This is a genomic window from Aquitalea palustris (genome assembly GCF_003693445.1).
GTDB classification, from domain to species: Bacteria; Pseudomonadota; Gammaproteobacteria; order Burkholderiales; family Chromobacteriaceae; genus Aquitalea; species Aquitalea palustris.
This window is the reverse complement of sequence record NZ_RFAR01000090.1, coordinates 1-19208: the sequence shown is the minus strand read 5'-3', so window position 1 is coordinate 19208 and position 19208 is coordinate 1. Positions and strand designations below refer to the sequence as shown.

Genomic DNA, 19208 nt, shown 5'->3' with positions numbered 1-19208 from the left:
GAGACCCGCGAAGTTAAACGTAGTGGGGCTGGATGAAAATCGGCTTGCCATTACCAAGCAAAAACAGGCTTTGCATCCGCAATGCGCACCACGCATTGCCCAGACAAACTTTTGGCAGGCCCCGCCTGCACGCAGCAGAAAGCACAAAACAATGACCGGCAAACTCTATCTTGTCTCCGTCGGCCCCGGCAGCCGCGAACTGATCCCGCCCATGGTGGAACAGGCACTGGCCGCCAGCGACGTCATCGTCGCCTACGACCTCTACCTTACATGGATCCAGCCGTGGATTGCCGGCAAGGACATCCGCACCCTGCCGCTCACCCAGGAACGCGACCGCGCCCAGCTGGCACTGGCCGAAGCCCGCGCCGGCAAGACGGTGGCGCTGATTTCCAGCGGCGACATCGGCATTTACGCCATGGCCACGCTGGCCTACGAAGACATGCGTGAGGACGATAGCTTCGACGTGCAGCTGATTCCCGGCATCACCTCGGCCAATGCCTGCGCCTCGCTGCTGGGCGCGCCGCTGTCGCACGACTTTGCCACCCTCAGCCTGTCCGACCTGCTGTGTCCCTGGGAGTGGATTGAAAGCCGCGCCCGCCATATTGCCGAGGCTGATCTGGCCGTGGTGTTTTACAACGTGCAAAGCAAACAGCGGCAGGAAGGCGTGTACCGCATTCTGGATATCATGCTGGAACACAAGCGGCCGGAAACCCTGTGCGGCATCGTGCACAATGCCTACCGCGAAGGCCAGACCGTGGAAATCGTCACCCTGGCCGAGCTGCGCACCCGCCAGTTCAACATGCTCACCTCGCTGGTAATCGGCAACCGCTTCACCCGCCGCAAGCGCAACTGGATGTTCACCCCGCGCGGCTATTTCAACTGGCAGAACACCGCCGACACCATTACCGCCGACAGCCTGCCCGGCGCTGCGGCCTGGGTGTTTGCCGGCACCAGCGACGGCAATGCGCTGGCCCGCCAGCTGGCAGCAGGCGGCCAGCCGGTGATTGTCAGCACCGCAAGTGACTATGGTGCCGAAATCGTCGCCGCCGACAGCCCCGGCCTCACCAGCATCAGCGGGCGGCTGGGGGTGGAGCGTCGCCGCGAGCTGCTGCAACAAAGCCAGGCGCGCTGCATCGTGGATGCCACTCACCCCTATGCCACCGAAATGTCGCAACAGCTGATGGCGCTGGCACGCGAGCTGGCCCTACCCTATCTGCGCTACGAGCGCCCCAGCGCTGTCGACCAGCACCCGGCCATCCACTGCAGCAGCATGGCCGCAGCAGCCAAGCTGGCGATGCAGCATGGCCAGCGCATTTTCCTGGCCACCGGCAGCAAGGAGCTGGCCAGCTTTGTGCAGGCCGAGGGCGCGGCTGACAAGCAATGGTTCGTGCGGCTGGCACCAGACCCGCAACACCTGCAACGCGCCATCGACCTGGGCATTCCGCGCGCGCGACTGTGCGCGATGCAAGGCCCGTTCTCGCAGGCTGCCAATGAAACCCTGTGGCGCGACTGGCAGATCGACTGCGTCATCAGCAAGCAGTCGGGTGACGCCGGTGGCTATGGTGCAAAAGCGGCAGCGGCAGCTGCTCTGGGCATTCCCTTTATCGTGGTAGACCGTCCACAGCTGGACTACCCGGCCAGCTTTGCCGACTTTGCCAGCCTGCAGGCCGCACTGGAGCAACTGGCATGAGCAGCCCGCGCATTCCGGTCACCGTGCTCACCGGTTTTCTGGGCGCGGGCAAAACCACCCTGCTGTCCAATCTGATCCGCGACAGCAAACAACGGCGGCTGGCCATTCTGGTCAACGAGTTTGGCGAGGTGTCCATCGACGGCACCATCCTGCGTACGGACGACAAGGCCGGGGTGGAGATTCATGACCTGGCCAATGGCCTGGTGGCTTACGACGACGACGAGCACTTCCTGCCCACCATGCTGGCCTTGTGGCAGCGCCGCCAGCAGATCGACCATGTGCTGATCGAAACCTCGGGACTGGCCCTGCCCAGCGCGGTGATGGAGCAGCTGCAAGGCCCGGAGCTGGCCGAACGCTTTGTGCTGGACGCCACGCTGGCGGTAGTGGACACCCCGCTGCTGCTGGCTGGCGACTTTGACAGCGGCCACGGCCAGCAGGATGACGCGGTGGCCAGCCTGTTCCGCCAGCAGCTGGAAAACGCCGACATCGTGGTGCTGAACAAGATCGACACCCTTACCGATACCGCCATGCTGCAAGCAGAAAGCACAGTGCGCCAGTTGGCCCCGTCCATCCGCTTCATCGAGCTGGCCTATCAGGCAAAACTGGACACCCGGCTGACGCTGGGCCTGCATCTGCACGAAGTCAGCGGCAGCGGCCACCGCCATTACGGCCCGGTCTCCAGCTTGCCACTGAATCTGCGCCCGCTGGCCAATCAGGCGCTGCTGGACGGCCACAGCCACGGCGGTCTGGCCGCGCACAGCCATGGCCTGGCCACTCACAAGCATTTTCATGAGCAGGACCCGGGCTGGCAGTCTTTCCTGATCCGCAGCAAGGACGCACAGGACGCAGCCCGCCTGCTGGCCGCAGTGGAAACCATTGCCCGCGAAGAAGCACTGCTGCGCATCAAGGGCCATGCTGCCAATGCCGACGGCCAGGGCCGGCTGACACTGCAAGCGGTACGCCAGCGCGTACAGCTGCAACAGGAGCCGGACAGCGCCGCACCACGGCAGGCGCAGCTGGTATTCATCGGCTATCACCCCAGCCGGCCGCGCATTGTGGAGCGGCTACGGGCACTCACTGGCACCCACTGGCAGTAAGCGCCAGCCTGATCAGACAAGGACAAGACCATGAAAACCGACGCCGCCGCCCACCAGCGCATGGTGGAAAAGCGCAAAGCCGGCTTTGAAAAGAAAAAGGCCGCCGCCACCAAGGAAAAAGGCTTGCTCATCGTCCACACCGGCAGCGGCAAGGGCAAGAGCAGCGCCGCCTTCGGCATGGGCCTGCGCATTGTCGGCCACGGCATGCAGCTGGGTGTGGTGCAGTTCATCAAGGGCGCACTGCACACTGCCGAGCGCGACCTGTTCAGCCGCTTCGACAACTGCCGCTTCCTCACCATGGGCGAGGGCTATACCTGGAACACCCAGAACCGCGAGGCCGACATCGCCACCGCACGTCAGGGCTGGGAGGCCGCGCTGGAAATGCTGAACAGCGGCGACTACGACATGCTGATCCTGGACGAGCTGAACATCGTGCTGAAGTACGACTACCTGCCGTTGGACGAGGTGCTGGCGGCGCTGGCCGCCCGCCCGGCCAATCTGCATGTGGTGATTACCGGCCGCCATGCGCCGCAGGCGCTGATTGACGCCGCCGATCTGGTGACCGAAATGAAACTGGTGAAGCACCCTTTCCGCGAACAGGGCATCAAGGCGCAAGCCGGTGTGGAGTTCTGACATGGTCAGCCGCCACTGCCCGGCGCTGTTCATCAGCGCCCCGGCTTCGCATCAGGGCAAGACCACTCTCACGGCCGGGCTGGCACGTTACCACCGCCAGCAGGGCCGAACCGTGCGCGTGTTCAAGACCGGGCCGGATTTCCTCGACCCCTATGTGCTGGAACAGGCCAGCGGCCACACCGTGTACGCGCTGGATTTGTGGATGAATGGCGAGGATGACTGCCGCCAGCGCCTGTACCAGGCCGCAGCCGAGGCCGACCTTATCCTGATCGAAGGCAGCATGGGCCTGTTTGACGGCACGCCCAGCAGTGCCGATCTGGCCCAGCTGTTCGGCGTGCCGGTGGCCGCCATCATCGACGCCAGCGGCATGGCGCAAACCTTTGCCGCCGTGGCGCATGGCCTGGCCAGCTTCCGCCCCGGCCTGCCGTTTTATGGTGTGCTGGCCAATCAGGTGGCATCAGCCCGTCATGCAGAAATGCTCAGCGCCGCCCTGCCCGCCAGCCTCCACTATCTGGGGGCGGTCATGCGCCAGCAGGACATGGGCCTGCCGGAGCGCCATCTGGGCCTGGTGCAGGCACAGGAAGTGGACGATCTGGACGCGCGGCTGCAGCGCGCTGCCGCCCAACTGGCCAATACCGCGCTGGCGCAATTGCCGCCGCCGGTCGCCTTTCAGCCGGCCACGGCACCTGTCCTGCCTCGCTTGCTGGACGGCGTGCGCATCGCTATCGCCCGCGATACCGCCTTCAGCTTTATCTACCCGGCCAATGTGCAGACGCTACAGGCATTGGGCGCCGAGCTGCATGACTTCTCGCCGCTGGCTGACGATGCCCTGCCGGACTGCGATGCCGTCTGGCTGCCCGGTGGTTATCCGGAGTTGCATCTGGCCGCACTGGCCAGCGCACAGCATAGCCGCGCCACCCTGCATGCCCACGTGGCAGCAGGCAAACCGCTGTATGCCGAATGTGGCGGCATGCTGTATTTGCTGGACAACCTGGCTGACAAACAAGGCCAGCGCGAGAACATGCTGGGCCTGCTGCCCGGCCATGCCCGGCTGAATAGCCGGCTAAGCGCGCTGGGCCTGCAACAGCTGGAGCTGGATGGCGCAACCGTGCGTGGCCATACCTTTCATTATTCCAGCCTGGACACGCCCATCACCCCGCTCACCCATGCCAGCCGCGCCACAGGTAGCGGGCCGGGCGAGGCGGTATACCGCCACGGCAGCCTGCTGGCCAGCTATCTTCACCTGTATTTCCCATCCAACCCTGCGGCCTGCGCCAGACTGTTCCTGCCATGAATGCTTACCCCCAAACCGACATCGACGCCGTCTACCGCGCCATCCGCGAACGGCGCGACATGCGCCACTTCAAGCCCGACCCGGTCGACCCGGCGCTGCTGCAACGCCTGCTGCAGGCCGCGCACCTGGCTCCCAGCGTGGGTTTCATGCAGCCCTGGCGCTTCATCCGCATTACGGACACCGCCCTGCGCCAGCAACTGCATGCCGAGGTAGAGGTAGAACGGGTAGCCACCGCCAAGGCACTGGGCCAGCGTGAAGAAGAATTCATGAAGCTGAAGGTTGAGGGCATTCTCGACTGCGGCGAGGTGCTGGTGGCGGCGCTGATGGACGGGCGCGAACGCCATGTATTCGGCCGCCGCACCCTGCCGGAAATGGATATCTGCTCCATCGCCTGCGCCATCCAGAACATGTGGCTGGCCGCCCGTGCCGAAGGCATTGGCCTGGGCTGGGTATCGCTGTTCGACCCGCAGCGGCTGGGTGCGCTGCTGGGCCTGCCGGCCGAGGCCAAGGCGGTGGCCATCCTGTGCATCGGCCATGTCGAGGCCTTTTACGACAAACCCATGCTGGAACAGGAAAACTGGGCGCAGCGGCAAAACCTGGCCGAGCTGGTATTTGAAAACGGCTGGGGTGCAGGCCAAGCTGCTGGCTGACATCGTCAGCGCGTGCCAGTACTGCGCTGACTGCTGGAGGGGCTCAGAAACTGCTGGTGGAAATAGTCGCGAAACAAGGCAATGGACGGGCTGATTTCCGCTTGGGCTTTCCACGCCAGTCCCAGTGTCATCGGCGGCACCTGATCAGGCAGATTCACCGTTTCGATCCGCCGGCCTTCCAGCGACCACGGCCGGTACACCATGTCCGACAGAATGCTCACCCCGCTGCCATTGGCCACCATGCTGCGCACCGCCTCCACCGAACTGGTGCGTACCCATACAGCCGGCTGCAGTGATGTCGGCTCCCAGTAGCGCAGTGCGGTTTGCTCGGCCTCATCCACGGTCAGCATGATATAGGGCTCACCGGCAATGTCCTGCAAGGTGGGTGCCGGGTTTGACAGCAGCGGATGCTGCGCCGGCAACCACAGGCGCCTGGGAGAGCTGATAATGGACTCCAGTTGCAAAGCCGGGTTGTCTACATTGGAGCTCAGCAGCACGGCAACATCGAAGTCATGCTGCAACAACCCGGTTTCGATCTCGGCACGTGGTAATTCGTACAGCCGTATCTCGAGTTGCGGGTACAGCGCTGCCAGACGGCGCAAATGTGCCGGCAAAAAATACCCCATCACCGTGTAGGTAGCCGCCACCGACAGGCTGCCACGGAAATCGCTTTCCCAGTTGCTCAGCAGCATGGCCTCTTCCACATTGGCCAGAATCCCGTAGGCATGCCTGAGAAAACGCCGACCGGAGTCTGTCAAGACCATGCCGTGCGGATGACGCACAAACAAGCGCATCACCAGTACTTCTTCCAGTTCACGGATTGCCGCCGTCACTGCCGACTGGGTGATATTCAGTTGAATCGCAGCCTGGGATACCTGCCCTGCCTCAGCCGTGGCCACAAAGTACTTCAATTGCCGGAATGAAAAGGCCATTTCGTCGCCTGGTATCAATAAATTTCATATCACCATATCAAAATTTAAAACTTTTTCCTTTTGCTGTCGGTAGCTAGGGTGTGCTTCATCTTTACCCCGCTAGTGGAGACCCGATGCAAAAGCACGAGATTGATTTGAACTCGGACATGGGCGAAAGCTTTGGCCCATGGCAGATTGGCGATGGCGCAGACCAGCACATCATGCCGCTGATTTCATCAGCCAATATCGCTACCGGCTTTCATGCCGGTGACCCGGCCACCATGGCCAGCAGCGTCGGCCTGGCCAAAGCATCTGGCGTGGCGGTTGGCGCCCACCCCGGCTATCGCGATCTGGTAGGTTTTGGCCGACGTACCATCCAGGCCAGTGTGCAGGAGCTGGTACAGGACACGGTTTACCAGATTGGCGCCCTGCAGGCCTTCTTGCAACTGGAAGGCATGAGCATGCAGCACGTGAAACCGCATGGTGCCCTGTACATGGCGATGGCCAGCGACGAGGCCCTGTCACTCGCCTTCTTGCAGGCGGTGCAGCGGCTGTCGCCACAACTGGCGGTGTATTGCATGGCCGGCTCAGCCACCCACCTTGCCGCGAATCAGCTGGGAGTGAGGGCAATACGTGAATTCTTTGCCGACCGTGATTACGCTGCCAGCGGCAGCATTGTCTTTACCCGCAAGATGGGCCGGCTCTCCCCGGAAGCCGTGGCCGACAAGGTGTTGCTAGCCTGTCGTGACGGCTTGGTCGACACCGTGGATGGCCAGCGCATCCCCATCGAATTCGATTCCGTCTGCATTCACAGCGATACCCCCGGCGCCCTGGAACTGACCCGAGCCACCCGCAGCCGGCTGCAGGAAGCCGGCATCACCATTCGCGCGCCGCATCGCCATCACGCAGCCTGAACAATAGAAAAACAAGCTACACAAGGAGAACAACACATGAGCGAACACCTGATCCATGCCACGCTACCCGGTACTTTCTATCGCCGTCCCTCTCCCGATGCCGCCCCCTACGTGGCAGAAGGCAGCCAGGTAGAGGCCGCTACCGTCATCGGCTGCATCGAGGTAATGAAACAGTTCAACGAGATAACGGCCGAACACAGTGGACGCTTGCTAAGTTTCCTGCTGGAAGACGGTGATGCCGTAGAAGCGGGCCAGGTTGTGGCCAAGGTGGTGTCATGACCCAGCCGATTGTCTTGAAGAATATCCGCCGCCTGCTGGTGGCCAATCGGGGAGAAATTGCGGTACGCATCATCCGGGCTGCCCGCGAAATGGGGGTACAGACAGTGCTGGCCCACAGCCGTGCCGACCGCCACAGCCTGGCTTGCCAGCTGGCAGACCTGGCGGTGGAGATAGGCCCCGCACCAGCCAGCAAAAGCTATCTGGATATCAATGCCGTGATGCATGCAGCCCGTACGCATGCCGTGGACGCAGTCCACCCCGGCTATGGCTTTCTGGCCGAAAATGCCGAATTTGCCCGTGCGGTAGAAGCCGCCGGCATGATTTTTGTCGGCCCCACCGCGCAGACCATCGCACAGATGGGTGACAAGGCACGGGCACGCGCTACCGCCCAGGCGGCCGGAGTGGCGACCGTACCGGGCAGCAAGGGCGCGCTCGATCATGTGGCAGCGGCAATCGATGCAGCCAAAGACATCGGCTACCCGCTGATGATCAAGGCGGTGGCTGGCGGCGGTGGACGAGGCATCCGCGTGGTCGATTCTGCCAGCGCCCTGCCAGCGGCCTTTGCCGCCGCCCAGCGCGAGGCGCAAAGTGCTTTTGGCGATGGCCAGTTATACCTGGAACGATTCATGCCACAGGCCCGCCATCTGGAAGTACAGATTCTGGGCGATGGCCAGCGGGTGATTCATTGCTACGAACGCGAATGTTCGCTGCAACGCCGCCGCCAGAAAATCATGGAAGAAGCGCCCTCTCCCGCACTGAATGACCGCCAGCGCAGCAGCTTGTGTCAGGCTGCGGTACAGCTGGCACAGTCGGTGGCCTACCGTGGTGCAGGCACGCTGGAATTCCTGTTTGACCAGGGCGAATTCTATTTCATCGAAATGAATACCCGCATCCAGGTGGAACACCCGATCAGCGAAATGATCACCGGCATCGACCTGCTGCGCGAAATGCTGCTGATTGCCGATGGCCAGCCCTTGCGCTGGCAGCAGCAAGACATCCAGCTGCGTGGCGCGGCCATCGAGTGCCGTATCAATGCCGAAGACCCACGGCAAGACTTCCGCCCCTCCCCTGGCACCATCCTAAACCTGCAATTACCCGGCGGGCCGGGCGTGCGTTTTGACAGCATGCTGTTCCAGGGCTATGTCATCCCGCCCTACTATGACTCCATGCTGGCCAAGCTGATTGTGTGGGACGAAAGCCGCGAGCGCGCCCTGTCCCGCATGCGCCGCGCGCTGGGCGAATTGCACATCGGCGGCATTGCCCATACCCAAAGCCTGCACCAGGCCTTGCTGGCCGATGCCGACGTGTGTGCCGGCCGCTACCACACCCGCTTTCTGGAACAGTGGCTGACACACTGGCAAGACGGTGAAGCCGCAGCCAGTCCGGCTGCCAGCCACGAGGGGGGACTGGCATGAGCATTCGTTACACCTTTGGCGGCGACGAATTCCTGTTTGCCGAAGTCAGCGAGTCGATGTCGCTGCCCGCCTGCTTTACCAGCATGGCCATCACCGGCCAGCTACGCCAGCTGCAAATACCCGGAATCATGGAAATCTGCCCGGCCAATGCATCATTCCAGCTACGCTTTGATCCGGACATCCTGCCGGCGGAGCAATTGCTGCAACAGCTGCAGCAGCTGGAACAGTCGCTGGCAGACAGCCCGCAGATACTGGACACCCGGCTGGTGGAAATACCAGTGTGGTACAACGACCCCTGGACCCGGGAAGTGGGGGCGCGCTTTCGTCAGCGCCACCAGGACCCGCAGGCTACCGATCTGGAATACGCGGCGCGGGTCAACGGCTTTGCTTCGGTCGAAGCTTTTATCGCGGCTCATTGCGGCGCGCCGTGGTTTGTGTCCATGGTGGGCTTTGTCGCCGGCCTGCCCTTTCTATACCAGATGGTGGAACGCCAGCAGCAGCTGCAAGTGCCCAAGTATCTGAGCCCACGCACCGCTACCCCGCGCCAGACCATCGGCCATGGCGGCTGTTTTGCCTGTATTTACTCGGTGGAAGGAGCCGGCGGCTACCAGATGTTTGGCATTACACCGGCACCGATTTACGACCCGGCACAAAGCCAGCCCTATCTGGCAGACAGCATGGTGCTGTTCCGTCCCGGCGATATTGTCCGCTTCAAACCCATCCAGCAGCAGCAATATGAGGAAGCCATCCAGGCGGTGGCTGACGGCAGCTTTCAGCTGGATATCTTTCCGGTCCGTTTCTCCTTGCCGGAATTCCTGGCCAACCCGCAGGCCTACCAGCAATCGCTACCAGGAACCCACCATGCACATTAAAGTCATCAAGCCCGGCCTGGCTACTTCGGTACAGGATGCTGGCCGCAACGGCTACTACCACCTGGGTATTCCCCCGTCCGGCGCGCTGGACCAATACTCCTTCCGCGCCGCCAACCTGCTGCTGGGCAATGCGGAAACGGCAGCCGTACTGGAATGCACCTTGCTGGGCCCGCAGCTGCAGTTCAATGTGGCCTGCCAGATCGCCATCTGCGGTGCCACCATGCAACCGCGCATCAATGGTCAGCCACAGCCGGCGCATCAGGTCTTGTCGATTGCCACGGGTGATACGCTGGATTTCCTTCCGGCCGCAGCCGGCATGCGTGCCTATCTGGCGGTTTCTGGTGGCATTGATCTAGCCGAAGTGCTGGGCAGCCGCTCAACCTATGCGCTGGGCAGTCTGGGTGGTTATCAGGGGCGGCGTTTGCAGGCCGGGGACATGCTGACGCTGGGGGCCGCACCATCAACGGCGGCTCCGGTGGGCAGAAGCCTGCCGACAGCACTGCAGCGCAGTCTGCCGAGCAAGACAACCGTGCGGGTACTGCCGGGTCTGTATGCGCATCGCCTGCGCCCCGAATCCGCGACACGGTTTTATCAGGAACAATGGAGCGTTTCTTCGGAATCAGACCGCACTGGTTACCGGCTGAAAGGAGGCACGCCCTTGCAGTTTCAGCCACGGGAAGCGCCATTTGGTGCCGGCGCTGACCCATCAAATATCGTGGATGCCGGCTACCCCATTGGCTCGATCCAGGTGCCGGCTGGCAAGGAGCCCATCATTCTGCTGCGCGATGCAGTTTCTGGTGGTGGCTACGCCATGATAGCGACCGTCATCAGCGCTGATCTGGACGTGGTTGCGCAATTGCAGCCCAATCAGGGGATCACTTTTGCCGCAGTCGACATGCAGCAAGCCCTGCAAGCACGCCAGCACTATCAGGCCGACTTGCAACAGCTGCGGCAGGCACTGGGCTGAGCGCATGCTTGGTGGCTGGGCGTGGTCAAGCGTGGCTGATAATGGCATTGCGCCCGGCCTGCTTGGCCGCATACAGGGCCTGGTCGGCATGGCGGTACAGATCGCTGAAAGTATCGCCCTGCACATGCACGGCCAGGCCCATGCTGACGCTGTAGCGCAGGCTGCCGCTATCGGTGGCAATATGCTGCGCGGCCACCGCCTGGCGCAGGCGCTCGGCCACGCGCATGGCCTCGGCTGGTGGCGTGGCCGGTAGCGCAATGCCGAACTCTTCGCCACCCATGCGGCCGATGTAGTCCGCAGCACGCACATGCTGGCGAATCAGCTCGGTAAAAGCCACCAGCACCCGATCACCGGTCTGGTGACCATGGTTGTCGTTGATGCGCTTGAAGAAGTCCAGATCCGCCAGCACAAAGCAAAAGGCATCGCCGGTGATGGTGGCCCGCTGCAGGTCGGCCACGATGCGCGACTCGAAACTTTGCCGGGTCAAGGTGCCAGTCATGCCATCGCGCTCGGCACGCCAGGTGGCATCGCTCAACAACTGCTGCTGCACCATGGCCGCCGCCAGCATGGACAAACCAGGCACCAGTGCGGCGGTCAGACTCATGGAAATCACATTGGCCGGGGTACTGGCAAACAAGTCGGACAGATTGCCAAAACCAGCGCCGTAATAGATGGCACGCGATGCATGCAACAAGGCCGTGGCAATGCTGCAGGCTGCGCCCAGCCAGTAGACGGCCGCGCCCTGGCCGGGCGGGCGGTGGCGGCACAGCAGGTGGGCAGTGGCAACAAACACCACGCTGATGCCGCCCGAGGCGATGATGACGCGCAGCCGGATCAGATCCGCCACCAGGGTGAACCATAGCAGGCCAGCAAGGGCGCAGAATATCAGTGCCAACCAGCAACGGCTGCGGGTGGGGCGGCCCAGAAAACGGGCGCAACCGATATAGAACAGGCTGGCGGCAAGCAGGCCCAGGCCATTACTGAGCACCACGCTGTATACCAGTGGCAGCACGCTGCGCAAACCCAGTGCCGGCAGGTAGGCCACCATGGCGATATTGGCGGCAATCCAGCTGCGGGTGCCCGCTACCCCGGCCTTGCGCAGGGCCAGCAGCTGCGCCAGGATGCAGGCGCACAAAATATCGGTCACCAGAAAAACCGGCAACAACACGGGGATGCTGGCAGGGGCGGACATGGGGGTTCCGGACGGAAAACATCGATGGCCGATGCTATATGCACTACCGGGCAGACACAACAAAAACAGCACTCATCCGGCATGAATTACCAACGATTGCACTGTCCCACCCTGCTTCGTGCACAGCAGCAGCCTGGTGTCGCCAGACAAGCTGGCCGAGCACACCGGCCCAGCCATGCCGACAGGGCAAATCACCCTGCCAGGTGGCACAAGGCCGCAGCGGGAGCCTTGTTTGCGCTTATCAGTGGCCGGTTTGCGTCTTGCCCTCTTCCCAGCCCCCGCCCAGTGCCAGGAACAGATTGACCTGATCCTGTGCCAGCTGGCTTTCCGCGCTGGCCACGGCCATTTCATTGCCGACCAGGGTGCGGTCGGCATCCAGGCTGGACAAATAAGGTGAACGACCCGCCTGATACAAGCGGCGGTTCTGCGCGGCAGCCTGTTTGGCGCTGTCGCGCGCCGTGCGCAGCAATGCCAGCCGCTGCAAATCCTTGCCATACAGGCTGAGGCTGGTTTCCACCTCGCGCAGGGCATTGAGCACCACCCCGTCGAAGTGGGCCAGCGCGGCCGCATTATCCGCCCTGGCCGCCGTCACCCTGGCGCGTGCACCACTGTCGGGAATGGTCCAGCTGATCAGCGGGCCATAGCCGAAACGCTGGGTGGAGCGCTGACCAAGGTCTTCCAGCATGCCGGTAAAGCCAGCCGATGCACCCAGCGTGATGCTGGGGTAAAGCTCGGCCGTGGCCACCCCTATCATGGCGCTGGATTGTGCCAGCTTGCGCTCGGCCTGCTTCACATCTGGCCGCCGCGCCAGCAAGGCCCGGCCATCGCCCACCGGAATGGCTTGCGCCAGCTGCGGCTCTTGCGCGCAGGACAGTGCTGCTGCTGGCAGCGTCTCGGCCGGGGTTTGTCCCAGCAGCATGGCCAGGCGGTAACGGGCGGCATCACGCTGGGCCTGATAAGCCGGCAAACCGGCCGCCACGCTGTCGGCCTGAGCCTGGGCACGCAGCACATCGGTGGCGCTAAGCCGGCCGGCACTGGCCAGGCGGCGCGTCAGCTGCAGCTGTTTCTGCTGCAGGACAGACTGTTGTTGCAATACCTGGTAGCCGAGATTGGCCGAGCAGATCTGCAGATAGCTGCGCACGGTTTCGGCGGTGACGGTGATGCGCGCCAGATCGCGGGCGGCGACGCTGGCTTCGCTATTGGCTTCGGCAGCCTCGTCGCCGCGTCTGAGCTTGCCGAACAGGTCCAGCTGATAGGCCACACTGATGCCCTCGTCACCCAGATTGCTCACGGGCAGCGGCACATCCAGCAGCATGCTCTGGCCAGATACCCGGGCACGCTCGGCCGAGGCCGACAGTTCAGCATGCGGTCCGGCTTCGGCACTGACCTGACTGGCCACCGCCAAGGCCTTTTGCAGATTGGCCGTGGCAGCGCGCAAATCGGTATTGGCCTGTTGCGCCTGCTCCACCAGCTGGTTCAGCACCGGGTCGTGGTAGAGCTGCCACCAGCGTGGGGCAACCGGCTGGCTGGAGCTTAGCCGGCTATCGGCATTGGCAAAGCGGCCCTGTGCTGCCTGACGTTGCATGACGGAATTGGCCGGCAGCTGGTAATCCGGACCGACGGTGGTGCAGCCGGCAAGCGCGGTCAGCGTCAGCAGCAGTCCGGCAGGATAAAGACGGCTCACTGCTGCTCTCCCTTGCCGGCCACCACGGCCACGGTGGCGGTGCGCCCGGCAATCATGCGGAAGTCGGCCGGGACTTCATCCAGGGTGATGCGCACCGGAATGCGCTGGGCCAGCCGCACCCAGTTGAAAGTGGGATTCACATTGGGCAGCAGGGTGGCGCCATTGCTGCGGTCGCGGTCCTCGATACCGGCAGCAATGCTCTGCACATGGCCGCGCAGCTTGTGCGACTCGCCCATGATCTGGATTTCCACCGGCTGGTTGACCCGTACCCGGTTCATCTTGGTTTCTTCGAAATAGCCATCCACATGGAAGGAATGGGCATCCACCATCGACAACACCGGCTTGCCGGTGCTGACGTAATCGCCCACCCGTGGGGTGCGGTCGTTGAGGTAACCATCCACCGGGCTGCTCACCACGGTGCGCTGCAGATTGAGCCGGGCCACTTCCACCGCCGTTGCGGCAGCGGCAACGCTGGCCTCGTCTTGTTGCACACGGGCTTCGCTCTGCTCGATGTTTTCCCTGGCTACCAGATCACTCAGGCCACGGTTGCGCGCGGCCTCGCGTTTTGCCTGCAGCAGCCCGGCGCTCTGCTGTGCCAGTACGGCCTCGGCCTGCTTGAGTGCCAGCGCGTAGCGGGCGCGGTCGATGACAAACAACACCTGGCCGCGCTTCACCAGCTGGTTGTCGCTGACTTTCACCTCGGTGATCAGCCCGGACACGTCCGGGGCGATCTGCACCACGTCGGCGCGGATATGGCCGTCCCGCGTCCACGGCGCATTGGTGTAGTAATCCCACAGGTAGCGCCCCACCAGCACCGCTGCCACCACCACGATCAGGGTCAGCACCACCGGCCCTGCTTTTCCTATCAGCTTTTTCATCATTACCATCCGCGAGTCAGCACGACGAAACCGCCGAGCACAATCACATACAAGGCAAAGTTCATCAGGGAACGGTGCCATACCAGTTTGTAGAAGCCCAGCTGACCCAGCAGGATGCGCAGGCCGGCAGTAACGCCAAAGGCCAGCACCATCAGGATCAGCAGGCTGGGGAAATACACCCCGTAGATTTCGATTTCACCAATCACGGTGTCGAACCTCCTGCAGGCAAGGGTGAGCTGGCTGCCATGGCATAGTTGCCGGCAGCCGGAAACAGGGTAATGCGCAATTCAACCAGCGCGTTCAGCACGGTGAGCAGGTGATGATCACTACGGCGGCCGCTTGCCAGCAGCTGATTGAGCGCTGCATCGATACGCTGCAGCAGGCGCACATCAGCCTGCGGCTGCTGGCGTTGCTCCAGCGCCTGGCGGTAATGCCGCTCCACCGCGTCCAGCACCTGCTGCACTGCCACACCGGCGGGGCCGGCCTGGGCATTTTCTTCCCGCTGCAGATGCAGCACGCTGAACCCGGCACGCAACTCGTTGAACACCTGCGGCAACTGGTCGTGACCACTGGCCGCCAGCCGCGGAATCAGCAGGCCCAGCCGGTCCAGCATGCGTGCGGTGAGCTGGGCATAGTCATCCAGGCGACGACCCGCCGACGTTTCCGCCAGATCATGCCAGCTGGCCCGGCGCAGCCGGCGGATGGCCAGCTCGATACCAAAGGGACGTACCAGCAGGCTGAACAGCAGCGCAAACGACACGCCCACCACGGTAGCCACATTGCCATTGAAGAAGGCGGTGAAGTCGGTATCGTAAGCGCCTTGCAGGCTGAGGAAGGTGGCAGTGTTCACTGTCAGCATCATGGCAATCATGGTGAATTGCGGCCGGGTAAACAGCGTCCCTACCAGCAAGAACGGGACAGCCAGCATGGCTACCAGCATTTCAAAGGTATAGGCCGCCGGAATCACCATGAACAAGAGCACGGTAGTCAGCGCAATGCTCACCAGCGCCCAGATCAGGAAGGTGCGCATCATCGGGGCCGGCTCGTCCAGCGCTGCAAAGAAGCAGGAGGCAATGGCTACCATGATCACCGCCCCGGAACCATCGGTCCAACCCAGCTGTATCCACAGCAGGCAGGCCAGGAAAATTGCCGCCGAGGCCTGCAGCGAGGAAAACGCCATCATGCCGTAATCGTAATGCCGCGCCGTGCCACCCACCGGCCAGTGCCGATAGGCCGGTTTCCACTCGAAAGTAGGATGCTCTTCGGCGATCAGTTGCTGCAATAAGCGGCAGTCCAGCCACAGATTGATCAGCGATTGCAAGCGTGCCAGCCCGTGGGCAATCAGCAGCGCCTGCCAGCTGTCGCCGCTGGCGATCTGCTGCTTCAGCGCCGCCAGCCGTCGCTGCAACACCGGCACTTCGCGACGGAGGTGGCCCAGATCCGGGCTGGCCATCCAGTGCGCCACCGCGTGCATCAGCTCGCTCAAGCCGGCCGGCATGCCGTCCTGCTGCTGCAGCAAGGCCTGCTTGGTTTCGGTCAGCGAGGACAAAATCGGCAGCAGCATGCTCATGCGGCCACGCAGCTCGCGGGCGTTTTTCACCATGGCAAAACTGGTGGTGTCGTAAGACAGGTGCGAGATGAACTGATCGAGCGCCAGGATATCCGCCGCCAGCTTGTGGCGGCTGGCATGCGATGGCTGGCTGGCGGCATCGCCTTGCTGCAGCAGCTCGCAAGCCCAGTCGCGGGCATCGCCCAGCCAGCTGGCGATGCGGGCAGAGAAAATGGGCGCCACCTTGCCTGGCCACACCAGCGCCGACACCACACTGGCACACAGGATGCCGACCAGGATTTCCTCGCTGCGCGCCAGCGCCAGGTCAAAAATGCCTTCCGGACTATTCAGTGCCGGCAAGGCAATCATCGGCAGCGTATAGGCCGACAGCATGAACAGATAGCTGCGCGGGGTGCGGTCCAGCAGCGAAATGCTCAGCAGCGTACCGGTCCACAACGCCACCACCAGGCTGAGCAGGGTGGGCGCATTGACAAACAGCGGCAGCAGGATGACCGCGGCCGAGGCGCCCAGCAAGGTACCGCCAATACGGTATACCGCCTTGGAACGGGTGGCCCCGGTCAGCGGATGCGATACCACATATACCGTGGCCATCGCCCAGTAAGGACGCGGCAAAGCCAGCGCCATGGCCAGATACAGCGCCAGCATGGCCGCAGCGAAGGCCTTGGCCGAAAACAGCCAGTCACGCCAGCTCGGCAGCGTCATGCGCGCGCCTGGCCAGCCATGGCTGCCAGTTCGGCCACCAGTTCCGGCCGCTGATAGGCGGACTCAACCGCCGCAAACACGCGCAAGGTGGCTTCCAGATCCGCCGGCGCCACATCCTTGAATACCAGCGCACGCAAATCCACCAGCTCGGCTTCAATCCGGGCAGTAAGCGCCCTGCCCGGCTCGGTGAACCACAGGGTATTGGAGCGGCGGTCTTCCTTGCCCTTTTCACGCCGCACCAGGCCGTCTGCCGCCAACTGGTCGATCACCCGCACCAGCGATGGCCCTTCGATACCGATTTCTTCGGCCAGGGCGATCTGGTTGATACCTTCGCCCAGGCGGCCGATGAAAATCAGCGCGGTGGCACAAGGCGCGGTCAGGCCATGACCAAACACCACATCCTGTGAAATATGCCGCCATTTGCGCCCGGCATGCATGATGGCACTGGTGATGCCAAGCCGCAGTAAATCTACACTGGTCATAATGATTCGCATGTAAATGATTTGATTGCTAATCAATTATAAGAAAAAGCAGGCCTGCCAGGCAACTACTTTATTACCCTGCCGACACCGGGGACGGTGCCGCATGGCAAGTGTGCTCCCGCCACCACCCACCGACCAGAGATCAGCACCTGGCCTGGCGCTGGCGGCAAACGCCTGCTGGCATCTGGCTTAGTCAACGATAGTAGACGGGCACAAAATGAAAAAGGCCCCGATTACTCAGGGCCTGTTTGGTCGTAAACACTTTCAATCACCGTGGCGATAATAGCCATCACGCCAGTCGTGGCCATGCCAGCCGCGATCATGCCAATCGCGGTATTGCTCGTGTCTGTCCTCATGCCAGTGTGGATAGTGCGGCGGCTCGACATAGCGTACCGGGGCAGCATAAGCCACCGGCTGGTAAACCGGCACCGGGGCTGGTGCCGGACGGTAAGCGCGGTAGTCGTCACGCTGGTAGGCCAGCGCGGTGCCCACGCTGCCACCCACGGCACCACCGATGATGGCGCCATTGCGACCACCGATGGATTGGCCGACAGCGGCACCCACCGCGCCACCAAGCGCACCACCCAGGATGGCAGAAGCATCGGCATAAGCCATGCCGGTGAAGGAAAGCGCCAGCAGCGCGGGGATCAGGATGCGGGTTTTCATGGACTGGACCTCCAATGCGTTGATACCAGTCCAGATTAATCAATGGCAGGTAACCGCTTGTAAAACAGTGTGAAGAACTATTGCCCGCCACAGCTTGCTACACATCTGCACACAGATGGCCGCTCAGCCTGCGGACCAACAAGCCAAGCAAACTGCATGCATGCAGCATCAGAGCCGCTATAATGCCGCTTTCTCACGCTGTCACCCCCATTCATGCGCAACAGTTTCCCGCGTAAGCTCATCTTCCTCAGCAGCCTGGTGTTTGCCGCCCTGCTGTTTGGCACCAGCGGCTACATGCTGGTGGAGGGCTGGAGCTTTTCCGACAGCCTGTTCATGACGGTGATCACCCTGGCCACCATCGGCTATGGCGAAACCCACAACCTCTCCCTGGCTGGCCGCTACTTCACCATTGCGCTGATCGTGTTTGGCACCGGCGTGGTCGGTTATGGCATTTCCTCCCTCACCCTGATGCTGTTCCAGGGCGACCTGCCGCTTTATCTGAGACGAAAGAAAATGGAAAAACTGATTGCGCATATGCGCCAGCACACCATCATTTGCGGGCTGAGCCATACCGGGCGCTATGCGCTGGAAGAATTGCTGGGCACCCACCATCAGGTAGTGGTCATCGAAAAGGACGAAGCCAATATCGCCCTGCTGCAAGAGCGCGATGTGCCCTTCATTGTCGGCGATGCATCTGAAGACGAAAACCTGACTGCCGCCGGCATTACCCATGCCCGCGCATTGATTTCCTGTCTGAGTGCGGATGCCGACAACGCCTTTGTGGTGGTAACGGCCAAGAGCCTGAACCCGACGGTACTGGCCGTGGCCAAGGCGGAAAACGAAAGCTCGCGCAAGAAGCTGCTGGCAGTGGGCGCGGACAATGTGGTGATTCCGTCCCACCTGGGTGGCATGAATATGGCCAATATCGTGGCCCATCCGGAAACCCTGCACTTTTTCGAGCATCTGCACCAGCGCTATCCCAACCAGTTCCATGCCCAGGTGCATGTGTTGGACGAACGCTGGGAAGCCCAGCCACTGGGCAGTTTTCTCAACAATGGCTTCGATGGCAAGGCCATGGTGATTGCACTGGAACGCAGCACGGGTGAGGTAGAGTTTTCACCCGGCCCGGAAGTCATCATGCATAGCGGCGAATCGCTGCTGCTGATCCGCAGCCAGCAAACCGGCAGCTGAACAGCACACAGAACAAGGGCCGATGCTTGCGCATCGGCCCTTGCTACTTAGAACCGCTGACAAAACCTCGTACAGAACCCGGACCAAGGCGCGCCGCCGCAGACAGTACATGGCGTACGGC

The 19208-nt window shown here is 62.5% G+C and carries 19 protein-coding genes; 11 read left to right on the top strand and 8 right to left on the bottom strand.

The annotated features are described in order from the left end of the window. Nucleotides 1-151: 151 nt before the first annotated feature. Genes cobJ through bluB form a run of 5 tightly spaced genes read left to right on the top strand, consistent with a single transcriptional unit; the run spans nt 152 to nt 5364 of the window. Nucleotides 152-1690, top strand: a complete 1539-nt coding sequence (cobJ, locus tag EAY64_RS17805) for a precorrin-3B C(17)-methyltransferase (RefSeq protein ID WP_103526075.1) — start codon at nt 152-154, stop codon at nt 1688-1690. Beyond that, nucleotides 1687-2787 (top strand): CobW family GTP-binding protein, encoded by a 1101-nt coding sequence (locus EAY64_RS17800; protein ID WP_103526074.1) that lies wholly within the window; start codon nt 1687-1689, stop codon nt 2785-2787. Before cobJ ends, EAY64_RS17800 begins: the two co-directional genes overlap by 4 nt. Nucleotides 2788-2817: 30 nt before the next feature. Further along, nucleotides 2818-3420, top strand: a complete 603-nt coding sequence (cobO, locus tag EAY64_RS17795) for a cob(I)yrinic acid a,c-diamide adenosyltransferase (RefSeq protein WP_103526073.1) — start codon at nt 2818-2820, stop codon at nt 3418-3420. 1 nt (nt 3421) lies between these two features. Further along, nucleotides 3422-4714 (top strand): cobyrinic acid a,c-diamide synthase CobB, encoded by a 1293-nt coding sequence (locus EAY64_RS17790; RefSeq protein ID WP_103526072.1) that lies wholly within the window; start codon nt 3422-3424, stop codon nt 4712-4714. Then, nucleotides 4711-5364 (top strand): 5,6-dimethylbenzimidazole synthase, encoded by a 654-nt coding sequence (bluB, locus tag EAY64_RS17785; protein ID WP_103526071.1) that lies wholly within the window; start codon nt 4711-4713, stop codon nt 5362-5364. Before EAY64_RS17790 ends, bluB begins: the two co-directional genes overlap by 4 nt. Before the next feature lie 5 nt (nt 5365-5369). On the opposite strand, the gene EAY64_RS17780 is transcribed toward bluB, so the two are convergent. Beyond that, complete coding sequence (locus tag EAY64_RS17780; RefSeq protein WP_103526070.1) at nt 5370-6296, bottom strand: LysR family transcriptional regulator; 927 nt, start codon at nt 6294-6296, stop codon at nt 5370-5372. Between the two features lie 113 nt (nt 6297-6409). On the opposite strand from EAY64_RS17780, the gene EAY64_RS17775 reads away from it, so the two are divergent. Genes EAY64_RS17775 through EAY64_RS17755 form a run of 5 tightly spaced genes read left to right on the top strand, consistent with a single transcriptional unit; the run spans nt 6410 to nt 10722 of the window. Then, nucleotides 6410-7189 (top strand): 5-oxoprolinase subunit PxpA, encoded by a 780-nt coding sequence (locus tag EAY64_RS17775; RefSeq protein WP_103526069.1) that lies wholly within the window; start codon nt 6410-6412, stop codon nt 7187-7189. A gap of 36 nt (nt 7190-7225) precedes the next feature. Then, nucleotides 7226-7468 (top strand): acetyl-CoA carboxylase, encoded by a 243-nt coding sequence (locus EAY64_RS17770; RefSeq protein ID WP_103526068.1) that lies wholly within the window; start codon nt 7226-7228, stop codon nt 7466-7468. Beyond that, entirely contained in the window at nt 7465-8883 is a 1419-nt protein-coding gene (locus EAY64_RS17765; protein ID WP_103526067.1) for an acetyl-CoA carboxylase biotin carboxylase subunit, read from the top strand. Before EAY64_RS17770 ends, EAY64_RS17765 begins: the two co-directional genes overlap by 4 nt. Continuing rightward, nucleotides 8880-9755: a 5-oxoprolinase subunit B family protein gene (locus EAY64_RS17760; RefSeq protein WP_103526066.1), complete on the top strand. Its 876-nt coding sequence runs from the start codon at nt 8880-8882 to the stop codon at nt 9753-9755. The genes EAY64_RS17765 and EAY64_RS17760 overlap by 4 nt, the downstream gene beginning before the upstream one ends. Next, complete coding sequence (locus EAY64_RS17755; protein ID WP_103526065.1) at nt 9745-10722, top strand: 5-oxoprolinase subunit C family protein; 978 nt, start codon at nt 9745-9747, stop codon at nt 10720-10722. The genes EAY64_RS17760 and EAY64_RS17755 overlap by 11 nt, the downstream gene beginning before the upstream one ends. A gap of 25 nt (nt 10723-10747) precedes the next feature. Here the strand turns inward: EAY64_RS17755 and EAY64_RS17750 are convergent, their stop codons facing one another. The 7 genes from EAY64_RS17750 to EAY64_RS17720 form a co-directional block, all read right to left on the bottom strand. Further along, nucleotides 10748-11914 carry a GGDEF domain-containing protein gene (locus EAY64_RS17750; RefSeq protein ID WP_103526064.1) on the bottom strand — a complete coding sequence of 389 codons (1167 nt, stop codon included), beginning with the start codon at nt 11912-11914 and terminating at the stop codon, nt 10748-10750. 241 nt (nt 11915-12155) lie between these two features. After that, nucleotides 12156-13598 carry an efflux transporter outer membrane subunit gene (locus tag EAY64_RS17745; protein WP_103526063.1) on the bottom strand — a complete coding sequence of 481 codons (1443 nt, stop codon included), beginning with the start codon at nt 13596-13598 and terminating at the stop codon, nt 12156-12158. Then, entirely contained in the window at nt 13595-14476 is an 882-nt protein-coding gene (locus EAY64_RS17740) for an efflux RND transporter periplasmic adaptor subunit (RefSeq protein ID WP_103526062.1), read from the bottom strand. Before EAY64_RS17740 ends, EAY64_RS17745 begins: the two co-directional genes overlap by 4 nt. A gap of 2 nt (nt 14477-14478) precedes the next feature. Continuing rightward, nucleotides 14479-14682, bottom strand: coding sequence for a DUF1656 domain-containing protein (locus EAY64_RS17735; RefSeq protein WP_059285457.1), 204 nt, complete (start codon nt 14680-14682; stop codon nt 14479-14481). Next, on the bottom strand, nt 14679-16748 hold the full coding sequence (locus EAY64_RS17730; RefSeq protein WP_103526061.1) for an FUSC family protein: 2070 nt from the start codon (nt 16746-16748) through the stop codon (nt 14679-14681). Before EAY64_RS17730 ends, EAY64_RS17735 begins: the two co-directional genes overlap by 4 nt. Beyond that, nucleotides 16745-17230 (bottom strand): MarR family winged helix-turn-helix transcriptional regulator, encoded by a 486-nt coding sequence (locus EAY64_RS17725; protein WP_103526060.1) that lies wholly within the window; start codon nt 17228-17230, stop codon nt 16745-16747. The genes EAY64_RS17730 and EAY64_RS17725 overlap by 4 nt, the downstream gene beginning before the upstream one ends. Nucleotides 17231-17494: 264 nt before the next feature. Continuing rightward, a complete protein-coding gene (locus EAY64_RS17720) occupies nt 17495-17896 on the bottom strand; it encodes a YMGG-like glycine zipper-containing protein (protein ID WP_103526059.1) in 402 nt (133 codons plus the stop codon). A gap of 213 nt (nt 17897-18109) precedes the next feature. On the opposite strand from EAY64_RS17720, the gene EAY64_RS17715 reads away from it, so the two are divergent. Next, nucleotides 18110-19087 (top strand): potassium channel family protein, encoded by a 978-nt coding sequence (locus EAY64_RS17715; RefSeq protein ID WP_103526058.1) that lies wholly within the window; start codon nt 18110-18112, stop codon nt 19085-19087. The last annotated feature ends 121 nt before the right edge of the window (nt 19088-19208 follow it).

Bases quoted from the DNA above. Each gene is read 5' to 3' on its own strand.
- EAY64_RS17730 (WP_103526061.1), bottom strand. From the start codon at position 16,748: ATGACGCTGCCGAGCTGGCGTGACTGGCTGTTTTCGGCCAAGGCCTTC.
- EAY64_RS17740 (WP_103526062.1), bottom strand. From the start codon at position 14,476: ATGAAAAAGCTGATAGGAAAAGCAGGGCCGGTGGTGCTGACCCTGATC.
- bluB (WP_103526071.1), top strand. From the start codon at position 4,711: ATGAATGCTTACCCCCAAACCGACATCGACGCCGTCTACCGCGCCATC.
- cobJ (WP_103526075.1), top strand. From the start codon at position 152: ATGACCGGCAAACTCTATCTTGTCTCCGTCGGCCCCGGCAGCCGCGAA.
- EAY64_RS17720 (WP_103526059.1), bottom strand. From the start codon at position 17,896: ATGAAAACCCGCATCCTGATCCCCGCGCTGCTGGCGCTTTCCTTCACC.
- EAY64_RS17780 (WP_103526070.1), bottom strand. From the start codon at position 6,296: ATGGCCTTTTCATTCCGGCAATTGAAGTACTTTGTGGCCACGGCTGAG.
- EAY64_RS17775 (WP_103526069.1), top strand. From the start codon at position 6,410: ATGCAAAAGCACGAGATTGATTTGAACTCGGACATGGGCGAAAGCTTT.
- EAY64_RS17715 (WP_103526058.1), top strand. From the start codon at position 18,110: ATGCGCAACAGTTTCCCGCGTAAGCTCATCTTCCTCAGCAGCCTGGTG.
- EAY64_RS17800 (WP_103526074.1), top strand. From the start codon at position 1,687: ATGAGCAGCCCGCGCATTCCGGTCACCGTGCTCACCGGTTTTCTGGGC.
- EAY64_RS17760 (WP_103526066.1), top strand. From the start codon at position 8,880: ATGAGCATTCGTTACACCTTTGGCGGCGACGAATTCCTGTTTGCCGAA.
- EAY64_RS17725 (WP_103526060.1), bottom strand. From the start codon at position 17,230: ATGACCAGTGTAGATTTACTGCGGCTTGGCATCACCAGTGCCATCATG.
- EAY64_RS17755 (WP_103526065.1), top strand. From the start codon at position 9,745: ATGCACATTAAAGTCATCAAGCCCGGCCTGGCTACTTCGGTACAGGAT.
- EAY64_RS17790 (WP_103526072.1), top strand. From the start codon at position 3,422: ATGGTCAGCCGCCACTGCCCGGCGCTGTTCATCAGCGCCCCGGCTTCG.
- EAY64_RS17750 (WP_103526064.1), bottom strand. From the start codon at position 11,914: ATGTCCGCCCCTGCCAGCATCCCCGTGTTGTTGCCGGTTTTTCTGGTG.
- EAY64_RS17765 (WP_103526067.1), top strand. From the start codon at position 7,465: ATGACCCAGCCGATTGTCTTGAAGAATATCCGCCGCCTGCTGGTGGCC.
- cobO (WP_103526073.1), top strand. From the start codon at position 2,818: ATGAAAACCGACGCCGCCGCCCACCAGCGCATGGTGGAAAAGCGCAAA.
- EAY64_RS17770 (WP_103526068.1), top strand. From the start codon at position 7,226: ATGAGCGAACACCTGATCCATGCCACGCTACCCGGTACTTTCTATCGC.